We start from the raw sequence: 18,365 nt of genomic DNA, 5'->3' as shown, positions 1-18,365 counted from the left end.
TCATTCGGCCTCTTCCGCGTCCCGGGCCTGCCAGGCCTGCAGCTTGCGGTAGAGGGTGGAGGGGCTGATGCCGAGGGTCTCGGCGGTCTTGCCGCGGTTGTCGCAGAAGCGGGCGAGGACCTTTTCGATGTAACGCCGTTCGAGTTCATCGAGGGTGGGTAGATCGGCGTCGATGGCGGTCGGGTCGGCGTTCTGGCGCAGATCGTCCAGTTCCTCCAGGTGCAGGCGCGGGCCGTCGGCCAGGGCCACGTGGCGCTCCACCAGGTTCTGCAGCTCGCGCACGTTGCCGGGCCAGTCGTGGGCCAGCAGGCGGCGCATGGAGGCGGCGTCGAAGCCGCTCACGTCGCGCCCGTACTGGCGGGCGAAACGGGCGACGAAGTGGCGCACCAGGGCGGGGATGTCCTCGCGCCGCTCGCGCAGCGGGGGCAGGGCGAAGCGCACCACGTTGAGGCGGTGGTAGAGATCGGCGCGGAAGCGGCCCTCCCGCACCATGGTCTCCAGGCTGCGGTTGGTGGCGACGATGAAGCGGGCGTCGATGTCGATGGGGGTGTTGCCGCCCACCCGGGTGATCTGCTGTTCCTGGATCACCCGCAGCAGCTTGACCTGCATGGCCTCGGAGATGTTGCCGATTTCGTCGAGGAACACGGTGCCGCCGCGGGCGCTCTCGAGCAGGCCGGTGCGCCGCTCGGTGGCGCCGGTGAAGGCGCCCTTTTCGTGGCCGAACAGCTCCGACTCGAGCAGGGTTTCGCTCAGCGCGCCGCAGTCGATGACCACGAAGGGGGTGTCGGCGAAGTGGCTGCGCTGGTGGATGGCGCGGGCCACCAGTTCCTTGCCGGTGCCCGACTCGCCCTCGATGATCACGTGGCAGCGGATGTCGGCGATCTTGTCGATGCGCCGGGCGATGGCGGCCATGGCGGGCGCCTGGCCGATCATGCCCTCGGGCAGTTCGGTGCGGGTTTCGGCCAGGGCGGCGCGCAGGCGGCGGTTCTCGGCCAGCAGGGCGCGGTGTTCCAGGGTGTGCTCGATGCGCCGTTGCAGCTCCTCCATGTCGAAGGGCTTCTTGATGAAGTCGCTGGCGCCGAGGCGCAGGGCCTCGATGGCGTCGTCCACGTTGGCGTAACCGGTGATGATCAGAAAGGGCACATCGGCGTCGATCTCGCGCACTGCCTGCAGCAGTTCGATGCCGGTCAGGCCCGGCATGCGCAGATCGCTCACCACCAGATCGGCGCCCCGTTCACGGAAGGCCGCAAGCGCCTCCCGGGGATCGCGGAACACCTCGGCGGCGAAGGGGGCGCCGCGGGTGAAGCGCAGCAGCAGTTCGCCGGCCTTGGGGTCGTCGTCGACGAAGAAGATGCGGGGGCGTTCGGTCATGCTTGCCTGCGGGCCTTGCGGGGCAGTTCCAGGCGGGCCTCGGCGCCGCCCTCGGGGTGGTTGTCCAGGTGCAGGGTGCCGCCGTGGCGCTCGACGATGCCGAGGCTGATGGACAGGCCGAGCCCGCTGCCTTCGCCCTCCGCCTTGGTGGTGAAGAAGGGATCGAAGATCCGGTCGCGGTCGGCGGCGGCGATGCCCTCGCCCCGGTCCCGGACGGTGATTATAAGCCGCTCGCCCTGCTCGGTGGCCGTCACCGTCACCGCCCCGCCGTCGGCGCTGGCCTGGATGGCGTTGAGCAGCAGGTTCACCAGGGCCTGCTGGAGCTGGTGGGCGTCGCCCTCGAGTTCGTCGGCGGTGCAGTCGAGGCGCAGCGCCACGTGGCGGGCCCGCGCCGCCTGGCGCACCAGGGCCAGGGTCTTCTCCAGCCAGGGGCAGACCTCGATGGGGCCGTAGGTGGGCGGCACCTGGCGGGCGAAGTTGAGGATCCCCTGCACGATCTGCGAGGCGCGCAGGGTCTCCTCGCGCAGGGAGGCCAGGTCGGCCTGCAACTGGCGGACGGTCTCGGGGTCGAGGCGGCCGTCGGCGCTCTGCAGATCCCGTTCGATGAGTCGGGCATAGCTGAGGATGTTGTTGAGGGGGTTGTTCAGCTCGTGGCCGATGCCGGCGGCCATCTGGCCGATGCTGGCCAGCTTGTTGCTCTGCAGGGCCATGCGCCTTGCCCGGTCGCGCTCGGCTTCGGCCGCGTCGAGGGTGTCGCTCAGGTAGTTGAAGGCCCGGGCCAGTTCGCGCACTTCGTCGATGGGCTGATCGGTGGCCACGTGCTGGCGGTGCTCGCCGTCGGCGAAGCGTTCGATGCGCCCGGCCAGGGTGCGCAGGGGGCGGGCGATGCGCCGCGCGCCGAGGGCCGACAGCAGCAGGGTCAGGAGCAGGGCGGTGGAGGCGAAGGCGGCGATGCCGAGGCGGATGCGCTCGAAGGGCGCGGCCATCAGCGCCGCGTCGCTGCGCAGGGCCAGGTGCCATTCGGTGAGCTGGTTGGGCCAGGGCAGCCAAGTGGTGTAGTGCACCAGATGTCCCGCGCCGTCATGCCAGACCCCTTCCGGCCGGGCTTCCAGGCGGTCGAGCCAGGCGTCCTTCCAGGGGGCCTGGAAGTAGTCGACGCCGGCGCGCAACTGGGCGAAGCGCCGCTCGCGGGCGTCGCTGTAGAGCACCGTGGGGCCGTCGGGATGGCGATCCGGGTCCGATTCGATCAGTAGCAGTTCACCATCGTAGAGCCGCGGCGTGTGATCGAGGATCTTGTCGAGCTGATCGCCGAGCAGGGTCAGGGCCACGGCGCCGACGAAGCGGCCCTGGTGATGGAGCGGCACCACGGCGTCGCGCAGGCGGAAGGAATGGTTGAGTTCGTTGCGGTTGTGGGGCAGGTACAGGGCCGCGACCTCGTCGGGCGGGGCCTCGCGCAGGCTGCGCAGGAAGTCGGGATCGACGATCTCCTGCTCCACGTAGCGCAGGCCACCCAGGCTTTCGTACAGCGGGCGGCCGGTGTGCTGGCGGGTCACCTTGACCAGGCTGTTGCCCTGGGCGTCGAGCAGGCGCAGCACGAACACGCCCGGAACGAGGGTGCGAAAGCCTTCGAAGTCGCGGTTCAGGGCCGCGCGCCGGGGCGCGAGATCCGCCGGCGTGCGGCCGTCGGCGAGCGCGCCGAGCAGCGGCAGGACCTCCTGCACCGCCGGGGTGCGGGCGATGCCCAGGGCCAGTTCGCGGCCGGCGGCCAGTTGCCGGCTGAGGGTGCCCGAGAGGTGCTCGAGCTGGGTGAGGATCTCCCGGTCCACGTCCCGCTGGTAGCTGGCCTGGCTGTAGTAGGTCATCCCCAGGGTCAGGGCCGTCAGCGGCAGCACGGCGGCGAGCAGGACCCAGAGAAAGATGTGGCTGCGGATGCGCATGGGCTCAGGATACCCGATGCTTGCGGGCGCCTCACCAGCCGCGCAGCGCCGCCTCTGCCGCCGGGTTCTGGGGCCGCGCCACCAGGCCGCTCTGGGTCATGTGCACCGTGTAGATGGCGCCATGGGCCATGGGCAGATAGACGGCGCTGCCGTACACGGCGTCCACCCACGGGATCCAGCCGGGATGACGGCGGGCGAAGGCCCACAGATCGAATCCGCCGGCGGGGCGCAGATCGTGCACGTCGGGCGCCTCACGGGCCGCCCGTGCCGGGTTCCGCCAGCGGCTCTGCAGCCGTTCGAGCTGGAAACCGGCATCCAGGCCGAACAGGTTGGCCAGGCCGTGCCACTTGAGCACCCGGGCGTCGAGCTGCCATTCGTCGCCGCGCAGGTCGAAAAGGCGGGTGCGCCCGTCGGGGGTGGTGAGATAGGCGCGAAAGGTCTGCTCGCCGGTGCGCTCGAAGCGCAGGGTGGCCACCGCGGCTTCGTGGGTGAGGCGTTGCCAGGTGTGCAGGTTGCCGGCCACGGCGGCCAGCAGCATGGCCAGGGTGATCAGGACGATCCCCGCCCCGCCCGCCGCGGCACCGGAAACCATGCGCCAGCGCCAGATGCGGCGAATGCCGAAGCCGAACAGGAACAGGCCGATGGCGGCAAGGAGCAGGGCGAGGAGATCGAGAGACACGGAAATACGCGTTGTTTGGTTGGTTTCGGGGCAATGGTGTTGGAACGGCGGTACCCGGCGGAGTTTTGCACGTAGCCCTCGGGGTCGGGGTGCCGTTGCGGGACCGTCGGCCGCAGGGATGCGGCCGTCGAGCCTACAGGGATGTATTCACGGCGTGTCCCGCAACGGCACCCCGACCCCGAGGGCGGACCGGCTACGGGGATCAAACAGGAACATCTGTTGCAATCAGTGTAGCGCATGCAAAGGCGTGTTGGCCGGTGCCGGGGTATAATCGCCGCCTGTTCAACGGAGAAATTCCCATGCGTCCCTGCCCGTCGTTCCTGCTGTGGATTCTCGTGGTGGTCGTGCTCGGCACGGCCAGCCTGCTGGCCGGCTGTGGCAAGAAGGGGCCGCTCTATCTTCCCGACGGCCGGGCGGCCGTCGTCACCACGCAACCGGATTCCTGAGGCATGGATCACTTCGCTTACGTCAACGGCACCCTGCATGCCGAGAAGGTGCCGGTGGCCGACATCGCCACCCTGCACGGCACGCCCCTGTACGTCTATTCCCGCGCCACCCTGGAACGCCATTTCCGGGCCTTCGACGAGGCCCTGGCGGGGCTCGATCACCTGATCTGCTATGCGGTGAAGGCCAATTCCAATCTGGCCGTGCTGCAGGTGATGGCGCGGCTCGGGGCCGGCTTCGACATCGTCTCGGTGGGGGAGCTGGAGCGGGTGCTGGCGGCGGGGGGCGATCCGGCGAAGGTGGTGTTCTCGGGCGTGGGCAAGCGGGCCGACGAGATGTGCCGGGCCCTGGCGGCGGGCATTCACTGCTTCAACGTGGAGTCGGAGCCGGAGCTGGAGCGGCTGGAACGGGTGGCGGCGGAGCAGGGCGTGACGGCGCCGGTATCGATCCGCGTCAACCCGGACGTGGATGCCAAGACCCATCCCTACATCTCCACCGGCCTCAAGGAGAACAAGTTCGGCATCGACATGGACACGGCGGAGGCGGTTTATGCCCGCGCGGCCGAAATGGATCACCTCGACGTGCAGGGCATCGACTGCCACATCGGTTCCCAGCTCACCGAGCTGGCGCCGTTCCTCGACGCCCTCGACCGGGTGCTGGCATTGGTCGATCGCCTGGCGGCGAAGGGCATCGAGATCCGCCACCTGGACCTGGGCGGCGGCCTGGGGATCCGGTACCAGGGCGAGGAGCCGCCGGCGCCGGCCGACTATGCCGCCGCCCTGCGCGAACGGCTGGGGGATCGGCAACTGCAGGTCATTCTCGAGCCCGGCCGGGCCATCGCCGGCAACGCCGGGATCCTGGTGACCCGGGTGGAGTACCTGAAGCACACCGCCCACAAGGATTTCGCCATCGTCGATGCCGGCATGAACGACCTCATGCGCCCGGCCCTCTACGACGCCTGGCAGGAGATCATCCCCGTCACCCCCCGCGGCGGCGAAGGCCGCCTCTACGACGTGGTGGGCCCCGTGTGCGAGACCGGCGACTTCCTGGGCAAGGAGCGCCTGCTGAACCTCGAGCCGGCCGACCTGCTCGCCGTGCGCTCCGCCGGCGCCTACGGCTTCACCATGAGTTCCAACTACAACTCCCGCCCCCGCGCCGCCGAAATCATGGTCGACGGCGACCGCATGCACGTGGTGCGCCAGCGCGAAAGCCTCGAATCGCTGTTCGCGGGCGAGCAGTTGATCGACTGAAGGGGGGTGGAAGGAAACACGGAAGGCACGGTGAATAGCCGTCTTTGCGTCACTGCGCAATGAGATGGGATGGCCCACCTGTAGGAGCGGCGCGAGCCGCGATGCGGCGTTAGCTGGGGAAAACGTAACAGGATTGTCCCTGCTACCAGCTACCCGTCACCAGCTACCGCATTGTCGCGGCTTGCGCCGCTCCTACACGTGTGGGCAAACTGTGCAGCCAAATGGGGTGAGGGAGCCATCCTCCTCCGTGTCTCCGTGTTCTCCGTGTTCCTTTCCAGTCAGCCTGTCGAAGCCCCCGGGACGATGCTAGACTGACCCGATGGAGCTGACCTTCACCAAGATGCACGGCCTCGGCAACGATTTCGTGGTGATCGATGCCACCCGTGAGCCGGTGGAGCTGTCGCCGGCGCAGATCCGTTTCATCGCCGATCGCCATTTCGGGGTCGGCTGCGATCAGTTGCTGGTGGTGGAACCGCCGCCCTCGCCGGCATTCGATTTCACCTACCGGATCTTCAACGCCGATGGTGGCGAGGTGGAGCAGTGCGGCAACGGGGCACGCTGTTTCGCGGTGTTCGTGCGCGAGAAGGGGCTGACCGACAAGGACGTGATCCGGGTGGCCACGGCGGGCGGGCCCATCGAGCTGCGGGTGGAGCCCGACGGACAGGTGACGGTGGACATGGGCACGCCCCGCTTCGAACCGGCGGAGATTCCCTTTGCCGCACCGGCGCGCAGCGAAACCTATTCGCTGGAAGTGGACGGCGGTAGGGTCGAAGTGAGCGTCCTCTCCATGGGCAATCCCCACGCGGTGCTGCGGGTGGAGGACGTGGACACGGCGCCGGTGACCGAGCTGGGGCCGGCCATCGAAAACCATCCGCGCTTTCCCGAGCGGGTCAACGTGGGCTTCATGGAGGTGGTGGATCGCGGTCGCCTTCGCCTGCGGGTCTGGGAGCGGGGCAGCGGCGAGACCCTGGCCTGCGGCACCGGTGCCTGTGCCGCAGTGGTCGCGGGTCGCCAGCGGGGGTGGCTGGATGATAAGGTGACGGTGCGTCTGCCGGGCGGGGAACTGGTGATCCGCTGGGCGGGCGAGGGCGAGCCGGTGCTGATGACCGGCCCGGCGGTGAGCGTGTTCGAAGGCAGGATGAAGCTATGACCATGCAGGACAGTCGCGAGGCGCTGGCCGATTTCGAACGGGAAGTGGTGCGCTATCTGCGCGATCATCCCGACTTCTTCGAACGCCATCGTGATCTGCTGGCCGACATGATCCTGCCCCACGAGACCGGTCCGGCCGTGTCGCTGGTGGAGCGCCAGGTGGCGGTGCTGCGCGCGCAGCGGGACGACGTGCGCGCCCAGCTCCGGCAGCTGATCCGCAACGCCCAGAAGAACGAGGAGCTCAACAATCACGTCAACGCCCTGGTGCTGGCCCTGCTGGATGCCGCGTCGCTGGAAGAGGTGCTGCAGATCGTGCAGGGCCGCCTGGCGGCCGATTTCGACGCCGAGGCGGTGGTGGTGCGTCTGTTCCGCACCGATCATCCGGCCATGGCCCGCCTGCCGGAGCTGGTGGACTGGAGCGAGCCGGTGCTCGGCGCCTTCGAGAAGGTGATCGCCGGCCGGCGGCCCGTGTGCGGCGCTCTCAAGCCGGGTCAGCTCGACGCCCTGTTTTCCGAGACGGCCGACGACATCGCCTCCGCCGCGCTGATCCCGCTGGTGGAGAGCGCCAGCAGCCGCAAGTGCTACGGCCTGCTGGCCATCGGCAGCCAGGATCGCAACCGCTTCCGCGCCGACATGGGCACCGTGTTCCTCTCCCAGCTCGGCAAGATCCTCAGCCGGGTACTGAAGAAACACCTGGAGCCGGCCGCCCCGTGACCCCGCAGGCCCGGCGCCAGCTCGACGGTTTCCTGCGCGCCCTGCGCGACGAGCGCCACCTCTCGCCCCGCACCCTCGACGCCTACCGCCGGGATCTGGACCGCTTTACCGCCTTCTGCGAGGAGCACGGGATCGGCGACTGGCAGGCGGTGGATGCCGAGACCGTGCGCCGCCACGTGGCCCGGCGCCATCGCCGGGGCCTCGGCAGCCGCAGCCTGCAGCGCGAACTGTCGGCCCTGCGCAGCCTGTTCCGCCACCTGTTGCGTCAGGGCGTGGTGGATCACAATCCCGCCGCCGACGTGCAGGCGCCGAAGGCCGCCCGCCCCCTGCCCGGGACCCTGGACGTGGAGCAGGTGGCGCGTCTGGTGAGCTTCCCCGGCGACGGGCCGCTGGACGTGCGCGACCGCGCCATTCTCGAGCTGTTCTACTCCTCGGGGCTGCGTCTTGCGGAACTGCTGTCGCTCGACCAGGCGGCGGTGGCCGACATCCGCCAGGGACGGGTACGGGTCATCGGCAAGGGACGCAAGACCCGGGAGGTGCCGGTGGGCCGCAAGGCCATCGCCGCGCTGGAGGCCTGGCTGCAGGCACGGCCGGCGCTGGATCGGCGCGGCGAGCCGGCGCTGTTCCTGTCACGCGACGGGCGGCGGCTCTCGCCCCGGGCGGTCCAGCAGCGGCTGCGCCAGCGGGCCCGCCAGCAGGGCATCGAGGGCCGCGTGCATCCCCACATGCTGCGCCACTCCTTCGCCAGCCACCTGCTCGAGTCCAGTGGCGACCTGCGGGCGGTGCAGGAACTGCTCGGCCACGCCGACATCGGCACCACCCAGATCTACACCCACCTCGACTTCCAGCACCTGGCGCAGGTCTACGATCAGGCCCATCCCCGGGCCCGCAAGCGAGGGAAGCCGGCGTAACGCAAGTGCCGGTCGCCTGGCCAATGGTGAAAGGTTGTTGGGATGGCAACGCCATGCTCAGTGGCAGCAAAAAGCAAAGCGAGGAACGAGCGGCGCTTTTTGCTGTCCACTGGAGCTAATTGTTAGCTGCTTTTGTGTAGTGAGCATCGAATTCTTTTACGATATTTGGATTATAAAAACACTTTCCAATACCAGTTTTTTGGACTGGATCCAGGAAGCGCTTATTGCAGTATTTCGAGTTAGACTCCAGCGACTTACGTAAGTTGTAGTAGTTCAGACTTGATCTGACAGTTACCGGTTTTTCCGGGGGCGACTGTCAGGTCAAGCTCAGCCTACGAACTTCTCCTGCCAGATTTTCTTGCCGTCCTCCAGCGTTGCCATGGGGGTACGCCCACAACACATCTTGCCCTGGTGGGTTCGTTCCGTATTGTAGTACTCCAGCCATTCATCCAGGTCGGCCTGGAGCGATGCCAGATTCTCATAGAGTTTCTTCCGGAAGGTCACCTGATAGAACTCCTGGAGAATGGTCTTGTGGAACCGCTCGCAGATCCCGTTGGTCTGCGGAGATTTGGCCCGGGTTTTCGTGTGGTCGATATCATTGACCGCCAGGAACAGCTCATAGTCATGGGTGTCGGGCCTGCCGCAGTATTCGGTACCCCGGTCAGTGAGGACCCGCAGGACAGGCAGGCCCTGGGCTTCGTAGAAGGGCAGTACCCGGTCATTCAGCAGGTCGGCGGCCGTAATCGGCGTCTTGGTTGTGTACAGCTTGCAGTGGGCCACCTTGGCGTAGGTGTCCACGTAGGTCTGCTGGTAGATACGGCCTACCCCCTTGAGGGTGCCCACGTAGAAGGTATCCTGTGAGCCCAGGTAGCCGGGATGGGCAGTTTCGATCTCGCCGTGGTTCTCCTCGTCGAGTTTCTTCTTCTCCAACGCCTGGACCTGGGCTTCCGTCAGAATCAGCCCTTCTTCGGCGGCCATCTTCGCCTCCAGGGCCTTCAGGCGGCTCCGGAAGTTGGCCAGCTCGTGGCGCAGCCAGATGCTGCGCACGCCGGTGGGGGAGACGAAGATCCCCCGTTTGCGCAGTTCGTTGCTGACTCGGACCTGGCCATGGGCCGGAAAATCAATGGCATACGCCACCACCGCCTCTTCGACCTCCGGCGCCACCCGGTTCTTGGGGTTCGGGCGCCGACGGTCCGGCTCCAGCAGGGCATCGATTCCGCCTTCCTCGACCGCTTTCTGATACCGGTAGAAGGTATCTCGGGACAGCCCCATGATCTTGCAGGCTCGAGAGACGTTTCCCAATTCCTCGGCCAGATTCAGCAAGCCGAGTTTGTGTTTGATGATTCGTTCGCTACTATGCAACATGAGGGTTACCTCCGTCGTGTTTTGATTGGGTTGGGTTCGCACCCCCATCAAAACCGGTAACCCTCACTTTTTCAACTGTGAGGTGTCAGATCGGGTCTGAACTAATACACGTAAGTCATGATATTTTTTATTTTCCTTAAAATCTGTATAACGCTTACGGAGTCTTGTTGTAAGAATCTTGTAATCCCATGGGTATCTTTCCCTTATATCCTCTTCCGTTAATTTTATTGGGGTAGCATTCGGATCGTTTGAAATCCGAACCAATTCAGCATCCTCTGCCTTTGACTTTGTAAAACGTACATTTACAGTTAATGCCACATTGAACTCGTCAGGGTCTTGCCCATCGCCTATGTTCGTCTCTTGCTTTAGATATTCGGAGAGCCGTTTCTCCTCCGCATTTAGCGAAACTCCTTGCGCACTAGCCTCCAAACCGAAAAATGCTAATGGCATTAGAAAAAAATTGTACTTGGACAGATCAATAGCAAACCATCGGCGAATAGCGATCAAATAGTTACGAAGAGATGCTGTACCTAACTGCTGTACAAGTAGTTTTAAATCAAAACCTTTATTTACAAAGTGAACGGCACTGTCTCTCACCTCACACAGGAGCTCTATATTCTTTCGTACTTGAGGCCCGATTTTATCTCCATATTCTGACTCTAAAAGATCCATTGCGCGGAATAAACCTATTGACATATAGGTTCCCGACCTATTCTTCACCCGGTATTTTTTATCAGAAAGTTTTCCGTCTGCTTTCCTGCGTTTTTCATACTTAAGTAGGGCTTCCTGAAAAAACCTAACCGATTGATCTGAATAGAGAAACCACGAATTTTCCGCTAAAATGTGCAAGGAAACCCACCGAATCCTGCCAAAACCCTTGCACCTGGAAGAAGCGCCATGTACCGCAAGCCCCCTGCCAATCAGCTCACGTTAGAAAACTTTGACCTGCCGTTTGGCGGCAAGCTGAACGGAGAAAACCGGTGGGTCCGCCTGGCGGAGCTGGTGCCGTGGGAAGAGGTCGAGGCCGTTTACGCGAAACAGTTTTCGGAAAAGGCGGGCGCACCGGCCAAGCCGGCCCGCATGGCCTTTGGGGCCTTGCTGATCAAGGAGCGACTGGGACTTGGCGACGAAGAGACGGTGGAGCAGATCCGGGAGAACCCGTACCTGCAATACTTTCTGGGTTTTCACGGTTTCCGCGACGAGCCGCCGTTCGACCCCTCCATGTTCGTGTACTTTCGCAGACGCTTTTCCCTGGAAGACTTGAACCGGCTCAACGAAATCATCGCGAGCGGCGGCCTGAGCCTGGAGGAAACCGCTGCGGATGATGAGGGTGGAGACGACGACACAGGGGGTTCGTCAGGCGAAGACGGTTCGCAAGGCAGGTCTTCGTCATCCCACCCGGGCAACCGCGGCAAGCTGCTGCTGGATGCCACCTGCGCCCCGGCGGACATTCGTTATCCGACCGACATTGACCTGCTCAACGAAGCGCGGAAGAAGACCGAAGCAATCATTGATACGCTGTTCGAGCCCCTGAGGGGCACCCGTCGCAAGCCGCGGACCTACCGTCGCCAAGCGCGTCGTGCGTATGTGGCCTTCATCAAATCGGGGCGCCGCAATGGACGCGCACGGCGCAAGGCGCTGCGGCGTCAACTGGGCTATCTGAACCGGAATCTGTCGATTATTGACGCGCTGAGCGAAGAGGCATCGCTGACGCTGCTGAGCCCCCATCAGTATCGAAACCTGCTGGTGATACGGGAGCTGTATCGTCAGCAGCAATGGATGTACGACCATGGCAGCCGGCGGATTGCCGACCGCATCGTCAGTATCAGCCAGCCGCACATTCGGCCGATCGTGCGCGGCAAGGCGGCCTCGCCGACCGAATTCGGAAGCAAGCTGTCGGTGAGTCAGGTGGACGGATTCGCCTTTCTCGACCGCCTGGACTGGAACGCCTACAATGAATCGGGCGACCTGATTGCGCAGGTGGAAGCCTACAGCAGGCGCTTTGGTCATTACCCGGAATCGGTGCACGTTGACAAGCTGTATCGTACCCGGGCCAACCGGGCGTATTGCAAGGAGCGGGGTATCCGTCTGAGCGGGCCACCGCTGGGTCGACGACCCAAACCGTCGGAGGCCAATGAAGCCGAATTGCGCGAACAGGCCCGGCAACGGCATGCGGACGAAGTGGCCCGCATCCCGATTGAGGGGAAATTTGGACAGGCCAAGCGGCGCTTTGGACTGGGCCGCATCATGGCCAAGCTGCCACGCACCAGCGAGGCGAGCATTGCCATCATCTTCATCGTGATGAACTTGGAGAAACGCCTGCGGCAGATTTTTTTGGCCTGGATTTCGTTGCTCTGTGCCCATCGAATTGGCGCACAGGGCCGAGGAGGGGCAGGTGTGGCGTGCCTGGCACGCTGACCACCATCGTCTTTCCGGTGCGCAGGCGCGAGTGAGCTACGCCTGTGGGAGCGGGTCGATAGCGGGATAACGATTTTTCAGGAAACCCTAAGTATTGAACTAACTTTATTATTGGATAGCTGCAAGATTCTAGCTTTTAACAATAATTCCCAGGAATTTATGGCAAGAATCGAGAATGACTCCTCCCTATATGCAAAACTTGGTTTGTTATAAATCTCAATTGCAGCCAGCATGGCATCAATTGATTTGTCTGCTAAGTTGCGTGATCTCGATTTCATATTCAGCTAACAGTTGATTGGCTGGAAAAATCGAGATCCGGATCTGATGGAATGGTGGCAGATCCATTCCGGAGATCTTGGGTAGAAGCAGGGTATTCCCGTCAACCTCAAGAATAGTCAGGATGAACCGCGCATACAAGTGTTGTTGTGTGGAGGCCTGGGGGAATGCTGTCTCTGGGCAATATTCTTTTCCGATGAGTCACTTGTCGTATCTCCCCGGTTGCTCGGGCGTATTGTCGCAGGTGTGTGAACACGTAGACTCGGAAGTGAGCCGGTCTGGCAGAGCCGGCATAGACAGGATCTGTTGACGGGTTATCTGGAATGGGTGGCGATATTTGGCCGGATGCGGGGCGGCGGGTTTGCGTGGATTCGGGGCTGTGGAAGGTGGGGAGTGGTCCGGTTTCTCGGGATTGGGATGGGGGACAACGGCCCCCGTTGAGGGGGCCGCCGTTCGGGATCAGCTTGTGGTTGAGGGGTCGTCCTTGCAGGACTTGCAGGTGTTGATGCCCAGAATGGCGTACAGCGGGCAGATCCCCACCAGGCCGGTGATGAGCGGAATCAGGCCGATCCATCCCCAGGGGGTCTTGGGGCCGACGAAGACCAGGGCGATGAGCGCGATGCCCACGATGATCCGCAGGGTGCGGTCGATACCACCTTCGTTGATTTTCATGGCACTTCCTCCTTGTCTTGCAGTGGCGTTACGGGATGTTGTCTGCATCCCAGTCTGCCGGTATTGGCTCCGGCTTGTCGGTGACCATATCACACATCCTCCTCGGCGAGCGTTTTCAGGCCGGCCGGGTCGTGCAGGAGGATGTGGCCGCGGCCCAGGCGGATCAAGCCCTGCTGTTCCAGTTCCTTGAGCTGGCGGCTGATCACTTCCCGGGCGCTGCCCAGTTCGGCGGCCAGTTCGGCGTGGGTGGCGTGGAGATGGCCGTCCCGGGCGCGAGCGAGCAGGTGGCGGGCCAGGCGACTGCGCAGGTTGCCGAAACGCAGCTCTTCGATGCGCCGGATAACTTCGGCCAGCCGCTGGCCGTAGGCGGCGAAGACGAAACGGCGGAAGGCGGGCGAGCTGTCCAGGCCGCGCTCGAAGGCGGCCGCCGGCAGGGCCAGGGCCCGCACCGCCGTCTCGGCGATGCCTTCGGCCGGATAGCGGCCCTGGGAGAGCAGGCAGGTGGTGGTGAGCACGCAGGAGCCGCCGCGGCGCACCCGGTAGAGCACGATCTCCCGGCCCGATTCGCTGCGGGCGATGACCCGGATGCAGCCTTCGATCACCAGCAGATAGTGGCCGCAGGCATCGCCCTGGCGAAAGGCCGCGGCGCCCTGGGGGAGGGTGATCTCCCGCACGGCGCGGGCGATGTCGCGGTCCGGTTCTGTGCCGGAGGCGGTGAAATAGGGGAACAGGTCGTGCCAGTCCTGACTCGTCATGGCGTCAGGCGCTGAGCGTGACGCGGTAGCCGGCGAACTTGCGCACGTTGAGCACGCCGCTGTCGAGGATCAGGTACTGGCCCTTGATGCCGAGCAGGGTGCCGGCGATCTCCGGCGTCTTGTCCAGGTTCAGGGAAGCGACCTTGGCGGGATACTGCGTGACCGGATAGTGGAGGGTCAGCGGTTCGGCGTCGGGCAGCCGCGCGATGCGCCCTTCGCCCTCGTCGGCCTCCAGGGCGTCGAGTTCGGCGGCGCACCGGGCCAGCAGGGCGTCACGCCGGGCGGGCAGGTCGAGGGGCTCGGCCACGCCCTTGAGCATCTTGCGCCAGTCGGTGCGATCGGCCACGTGCTGCTTGAGGATCACCTCGATCTTCCCCGAGAGCAGCCGGTCGGCCACCCGGAACACCGGCAGGGCCTGGGTGGCGCCCTGATCGATCCAGCGGGTGGGCACCTGGCTGGCGCGGGTGATGCCCACCTTCAGGCCGGAGGAGTTGGCCAGGTAGACAATATGATCCTGCAGGCAGTGTTGTTCGCCCCAGGCCGGATCCCGGCAGGTGCCCGCGGCGTAGTGGCACTTTTCCGGCTTGACGATGCAGCTGTCGCATTCGGGCAGATCCCGGAAGCAGGGATAGCAGTAGCCCTGGTTGAAGCTCTTGTTCGTCTTGCGACCGCAGGCGATGCAGTGGATCTCGCCTTCGTGGACAAGGGCGATTTTGCTGCCGATGAGCGGATTGAGCGGGATGTCCGTCTCGTCCAGGGGCAGGTGATAGGTGACGGGGTCGTCGAGTGCGGTGCGCAGCTTGCGCAGGTGGCCGGTGTGCGTCATCCGGCGAGGATACCGGATGTTTGCGGTGCGGCAAAGGGCGGACGGCCGGGGGCGGAGCCGTCCGGCGGTGGGATCAGGCGGCGCGGGGATCGTCCTCGATGCGCAGCCAGGTCTTGCCGAGCTGGACCACGTCGCCGGGGTGGATCAGGTGTTTCTTCACCCGCTTGCCGTTGATGAACACGCCGTTGGTGCTGCCCACGTCTTCGATGTAGGAGGTGTCGAAGTAGGTGTAGATCCGGGCGTGGTGGGCGCTGAGGGTGATGTCGTCCAGACGCAGATCATTGTCGGGCGCCCGGCCGATGGACACCGCGCCGGCGGCGAGCTGGATGGTTTCGATGGGATCGGTTTCCTGAAAGACGGTGATTCTGGGCATGGGATTCTCCTTGTCGTTCCTACCCGTCACGATAGTGACGTTTACATCCGGTTTTCCGTGTAGCGCCGGGAAAGATGCAATATGGGTGCCAGGTACGACGGCCGAATCCGGGGGCGAGAATCGGTCCTGCGTTTGCCTTCGAGGCTACGCCACCGGCGGGGGAATGGCCATAGGCCAAAGGATGAATTTTGTAAAAAAGACCCTGATGAGAGTGGGGTGGCGAAGCCGAAGCAGAACGGCCAATCGAAAGCGGATGTTTGGCTGTAGGAGCGGCGCAAGCCGCGATGATGGGTGGTGGGTGGCGAGGCTGGTCGCGGCGAGGCGCCGCTCCTACAGGGTTACCCGGGTTTCTTTTCAGCGCGGCTGGAGGCTGCCGTTCACTCCTCCCGGTGCCAGGGCGCGGAGAGTTCGTGCACGGCGTCGATGAAGGCGGCGGCGTGGTCGGGGTTTACGTGCTGGTGGATGCCGTGGCCGAGGTTGAAGACGTGGCCTGAGCCCTTGCCGTAGCTTTCGAGGATGAAGGCCACTTCCTCGCGGATCCGCTCGGGGGAGGCGTAGAGCACGCAGGGGTCCATGTTGCCCTGCAGGGCCACCCGGTCGCCGACCCGGGCGCGGGCGCGGCCGATGTCCAGGGTCCAGTCCAGGCCCAGGGCGTCGGCGCCGCTGTCGGCCTGGGCCTCGAGCCACTGGCAGCCGCCCTTGCTGAAGAGGATCACCGGCACCCGGCGGCCTTCGTGTTCGCGGGTCAGGCCGGTGATGATGCGGCGCATGTAGGCCAGCGAGAAGGCTTCGTAGTCGCGGGTGGTGAGCACGCCGCCCCAGGTGTCGAAGATCATGACCGCCTGGGCGCCGGCGTCGATCTGGGCGTTGAGGTAGTCGGTGACGGCCCGGGCGAGCACGTCGAGCAGCCGGTGCAGGGTCTCGGGCGTCTCGTAGAGCATGCCCTTGGCCCTGGCGAAGTCCTTGGCGCTGCCGCCCTCGATCATGTAGGTGGCCAGGGTCCAGGGGCTGCCGGAGAAGCCGATCAGCGGCACCCGGCCGTCCAGGGCCTGGCGGATCATGCGTACGGCGTCCATCACGTAGCCCAGATCCTGCTGCATGTCGGGCACGCCCAGGCGGGCCACGTCGGCGGCGCTGCGCACCGGGCTTTCGAAACGCGGGCCCTCGCCCTCGGCGAAGTACAGGCCCAGGCCCATGGCGTCGGGAATGGTGAGGATGTCCGAGAACAGGATGGCGGCGTCGAGGGGAAAGCGCTCCAGCGGCTGGAGGGTGACCTCGGTGGCCAGTTCAGGGGTCTTGCACAGGGTGAGGAAGTCCCCGGCCTTCTCGCGGGTGGCGCGATACTCGGGCAGGTAACGCCCCGCCTGGCGCATCATCCAGACGGGCGTCACGTCCACCGGTTCACGGAGCAGGGCGCGGAGGAAGCGGTCGTTTTTCAGTTCAGTCATGTTGGTTGTTTCAACGCGAAGGCGCAATCTTTGGTGAGTGGTCTGTTTCAATCGCGCCTACACCGACATATTAACCTGATCGTTGCAGTAAATCCGCGCGGTAGGTCGGGCTTTAGCCCGACATGTCGGCCTGATACCCAAGGGGCACGCTGAGGCTGACCTGCAAGCCGGCAAAAATCCTGTCATCCCGACATGGCGGCTCCGCTACGCTTGAGCCGCCCTACGGGCGGGCGGTAAAACCATTTTGAGACGATTAATATGGCGGTTATCGAATTTCCTCTTCGCGGTCTTTGCGCCTTCGCGTTGGATTTTCCCTGTCGCAATCAGACCTCGAGAAAGTCGAGGATCCCCTGTGCCGCTTCGCGGCCCTCGTAGACGGCGGTGACCACCAGATCCGAGCCGCGGACCATGTCGCCGCCGGCGAAGACCTTGGGGTTGGTGGTCTGCTTGGCGAATTTCTGATCCGGCGGGGCGATCACGCGGCCGCGCTCGTCGGTGTCGATGCCGGCGGCTTCGAGCCAGTCGCCGGGGCTGGGACGGAAGCCGAAGGCGATGATCACGGCATCGGCGAGGATGATCTCTTCGGAGCCGGGAACCGGTTCGGGGCGGCGGCGGCCGCGCTCGTCGGGCTCGCCCAGGCGGGTGGTGACCACCTTCACGCCTTCCACCCGGTCGTCGCCGACGATCTCCACCGGCTGGCGGTTCCACAGGAACTGCACGCCCTCCTCCTTGGCGTTGGCCACTTCGCGGCGCGAGCCGGGCATGTTGGCCTCGTCGCGGCGGTAGGCGCAGGTCACCGAGGCGGCGCCCTGGCGGATGGCGGTGCGGTTGCAGTCCATGGCCGTGTCGCCGCCGCCGAGCACCACCACGTGCTTGCCGGCCATGTCGATGAACTCGGCCGGATCCTTCTCCAGGCCCAGGCAGCGGCGCACGTTGGAGATGAGGTAGGGCAGGGCCTCGTACACGCCCGGCTTGTCCTCGCCGGGGAAGCCGCCCTTCATGAAGGTGTAGGTGCCGGTGCCGAGAAACACCGCGTCGTATTCGGCCAGCAGATCGTCCAGGCTGACGTCCCTGCCCACCTCGGTGTTGAGGCGGAACTCCACGCCCATGCCCTCGAGGATTTCGCGGCGGCGGCGCACGACCGCTTTCTCCAGCTTGAACTCGGGGATGCCGAAGGTCAGCAGGCCGCCGATCTCCTCGTAGCGGTCATAGACCACCGGCCTGACGCCGTTGCGCACCAGCACGTCGGCACAGCCGAGGCCGGCGGGGCCGGCGCCGATCACGGCCACCTTCTTGCCGGTGTCCTGCACGTGGGAGAGATCCGGCCGCCAGCCCTGATCGAAGGCGCTGTCGGAGATGTATTTTTCCACGGCGCCGATGGTCACCGCGCCGAACCCGTCGTTGAGAGTGCAGGCGCCCTCGCAGAGTCGGTCCTGGGGGCAGACCCGGCCGCAGATCTCCGGCAGGGAGTTGGTGCGGTGGGAGATCTCGGCGGCCTGCAGCAGGTTGCCCTCGGCGATCAGCTTCAGCCAGTCGGGGATGTAGTTGTGCACCGGGCACTTCCACTCGCAATAGGGATTGCCGCAGGCCAGGCAGCGATCCGCCTGCTGGGCCGCGCGCTCGGGATCGAAACGGCCGTAGATCTCGGCGAATTCCTTCTTGCGCACGTCGGCCGGCTTCTTGTCGGGATCGACGCGGGGGACCTGGATGAATTGAAAGTTGTTTCCCATGATGTCAGTGGCGAGTTGCGAGGGACGAGTGGCGAGGAACGGCGGGT

18 protein-coding genes are annotated in these 18,365 nt (G+C 65.0%); 6 read left to right on the top strand and 12 right to left on the bottom strand.

Annotation, left to right across the window (positions count from 1 at the left end):
• From ACZ5BH_RS05580 to ACZ5BH_RS05570, 3 genes are read right to left on the bottom strand one after another with little or no spacing between them, the layout of a single operon-like run.
• A complete protein-coding gene (locus tag ACZ5BH_RS05580; protein ID WP_464890926.1) occupies window positions 1–1,371 on the bottom strand; it encodes a sigma-54-dependent transcriptional regulator in 1,371 nt (456 codons plus the stop codon).
• Complete coding sequence (locus ACZ5BH_RS05575) at window positions 1,368–3,308, bottom strand: sensor histidine kinase (protein ID WP_464890925.1); 1,941 nt, start codon at window positions 3,306–3,308, stop codon at window positions 1,368–1,370. The genes ACZ5BH_RS05580 and ACZ5BH_RS05575 overlap by 4 nt, the downstream gene beginning before the upstream one ends.
• 31 nt (window positions 3,309–3,339) lie before the next feature.
• Complete coding sequence (locus tag ACZ5BH_RS05570) at window positions 3,340–3,987, bottom strand: hypothetical protein (RefSeq protein WP_464890924.1); 648 nt, start codon at window positions 3,985–3,987, stop codon at window positions 3,340–3,342.
• Window positions 3,988–4,286: 299 nt separating this feature from the next.
• On the opposite strand from ACZ5BH_RS05570, the gene lptM reads away from it, so the two are divergent.
• The 5 genes from lptM (at window position 4,287) to xerC (ending at window position 8,455) form a co-directional block, all read left to right on the top strand.
• Complete coding sequence (gene lptM, locus ACZ5BH_RS05565) at window positions 4,287–4,433, top strand: LPS translocon maturation chaperone LptM (protein ID WP_464890923.1); 147 nt, start codon at window positions 4,287–4,289, stop codon at window positions 4,431–4,433.
• 3 nt (window positions 4,434–4,436) lie between these two features.
• Window positions 4,437–5,681 (top strand): diaminopimelate decarboxylase, encoded by a 1,245-nt coding sequence (gene lysA, locus ACZ5BH_RS05560; RefSeq protein ID WP_464890922.1) that lies wholly within the window; start codon window positions 4,437–4,439, stop codon window positions 5,679–5,681.
• 319 nt (window positions 5,682–6,000) lie between these two features.
• Window positions 6,001–6,831 carry a diaminopimelate epimerase gene (gene dapF, locus ACZ5BH_RS05555; protein WP_464890921.1) on the top strand — a complete coding sequence of 277 codons (831 nt, stop codon included), beginning with the start codon at window positions 6,001–6,003 and terminating at the stop codon, window positions 6,829–6,831.
• Entirely contained in the window at window positions 6,828–7,544 is a 717-nt protein-coding gene (locus ACZ5BH_RS05550) for a DUF484 family protein (protein ID WP_464890920.1), read from the top strand. The genes dapF and ACZ5BH_RS05550 overlap by 4 nt, the downstream gene beginning before the upstream one ends.
• Window positions 7,541–8,455, top strand: coding sequence for a tyrosine recombinase XerC (gene xerC / locus ACZ5BH_RS05545; protein WP_464890919.1), 915 nt, complete (start codon window positions 7,541–7,543; stop codon window positions 8,453–8,455). Before ACZ5BH_RS05550 ends, xerC begins: the two co-directional genes overlap by 4 nt.
• A 327-nt stretch (window positions 8,456–8,782) precedes the next feature.
• Here the strand turns inward: xerC and ACZ5BH_RS05540 are convergent, their stop codons facing one another.
• Window positions 8,783–9,820, bottom strand: a complete 1,038-nt coding sequence (locus ACZ5BH_RS05540; RefSeq protein ID WP_464889278.1) for an IS481 family transposase — start codon at window positions 9,818–9,820, stop codon at window positions 8,783–8,785.
• 63 nt (window positions 9,821–9,883) lie between these two features.
• The gene (locus ACZ5BH_RS05535; RefSeq protein WP_464890918.1) at window positions 9,884–10,669 is read right to left on the bottom strand and encodes a DUF3644 domain-containing protein; all 786 of its coding nucleotides are present in this window, start codon (window positions 10,667–10,669) and stop codon (window positions 9,884–9,886) included.
• A 48-nt stretch (window positions 10,670–10,717) separates the two neighbouring features.
• Between ACZ5BH_RS05535 and ACZ5BH_RS05530 the strand changes: the two genes are divergently transcribed.
• Entirely contained in the window at window positions 10,718–12,238 is a 1,521-nt protein-coding gene (locus tag ACZ5BH_RS05530) for an IS5 family transposase (protein WP_464889836.1), read from the top strand.
• A 77-nt stretch (window positions 12,239–12,315) separates the two neighbouring features.
• Here the strand turns inward: ACZ5BH_RS05530 and ACZ5BH_RS05525 are convergent, their stop codons facing one another.
• The 7 genes from ACZ5BH_RS05525 to ACZ5BH_RS05495 all read right to left on the bottom strand — a co-directional run bounded on the left by ACZ5BH_RS05525 (window position 12,316) and on the right by ACZ5BH_RS05495 (window position 18,318).
• Window positions 12,316–12,471 carry a DUF3644 domain-containing protein gene (locus ACZ5BH_RS05525; protein ID WP_464891197.1) on the bottom strand — a complete coding sequence of 52 codons (156 nt, stop codon included), beginning with the start codon at window positions 12,469–12,471 and terminating at the stop codon, window positions 12,316–12,318.
• A 502-nt stretch (window positions 12,472–12,973) separates the two neighbouring features.
• Window positions 12,974–13,186: a YgaP family membrane protein gene (locus ACZ5BH_RS05520; protein WP_464890917.1), complete on the bottom strand. Its 213-nt coding sequence runs from the start codon at window positions 13,184–13,186 to the stop codon at window positions 12,974–12,976.
• Window positions 13,187–13,275: 89 nt separating this feature from the next.
• The gene (locus ACZ5BH_RS05515; protein WP_464890916.1) at window positions 13,276–13,941 is read right to left on the bottom strand and encodes a Crp/Fnr family transcriptional regulator; all 666 of its coding nucleotides are present in this window, start codon (window positions 13,939–13,941) and stop codon (window positions 13,276–13,278) included.
• Window positions 13,942–13,945: 4 nt separating this feature from the next.
• Window positions 13,946–14,767, bottom strand: a complete 822-nt coding sequence (locus ACZ5BH_RS05510) for a DUF2797 domain-containing protein (RefSeq protein WP_464890915.1) — start codon at window positions 14,765–14,767, stop codon at window positions 13,946–13,948.
• A gap of 73 nt (window positions 14,768–14,840) precedes the next feature.
• Entirely contained in the window at window positions 14,841–15,140 is a 300-nt protein-coding gene (locus tag ACZ5BH_RS05505) for an FHA domain-containing protein (protein WP_464890914.1), read from the bottom strand.
• 377 nt (window positions 15,141–15,517) lie between these two features.
• A complete protein-coding gene (gene hemE, locus ACZ5BH_RS05500; RefSeq protein WP_464890913.1) occupies window positions 15,518–16,588 on the bottom strand; it encodes a uroporphyrinogen decarboxylase in 1,071 nt (356 codons plus the stop codon).
• A 323-nt stretch (window positions 16,589–16,911) separates the two neighbouring features.
• A complete protein-coding gene (locus ACZ5BH_RS05495; RefSeq protein ID WP_464890912.1) occupies window positions 16,912–18,318 on the bottom strand; it encodes an FAD-dependent oxidoreductase in 1,407 nt (468 codons plus the stop codon).
• Window positions 18,319–18,365: the final 47 nt, after the last annotated feature.

The sequence above is a fragment of the Thioprofundum lithotrophicum genome (genome assembly GCF_055387065.1).
The sequence above is the reverse complement of the archived record's forward strand: the minus strand, read 5'-3'. Positions and strand labels throughout refer to the sequence as shown.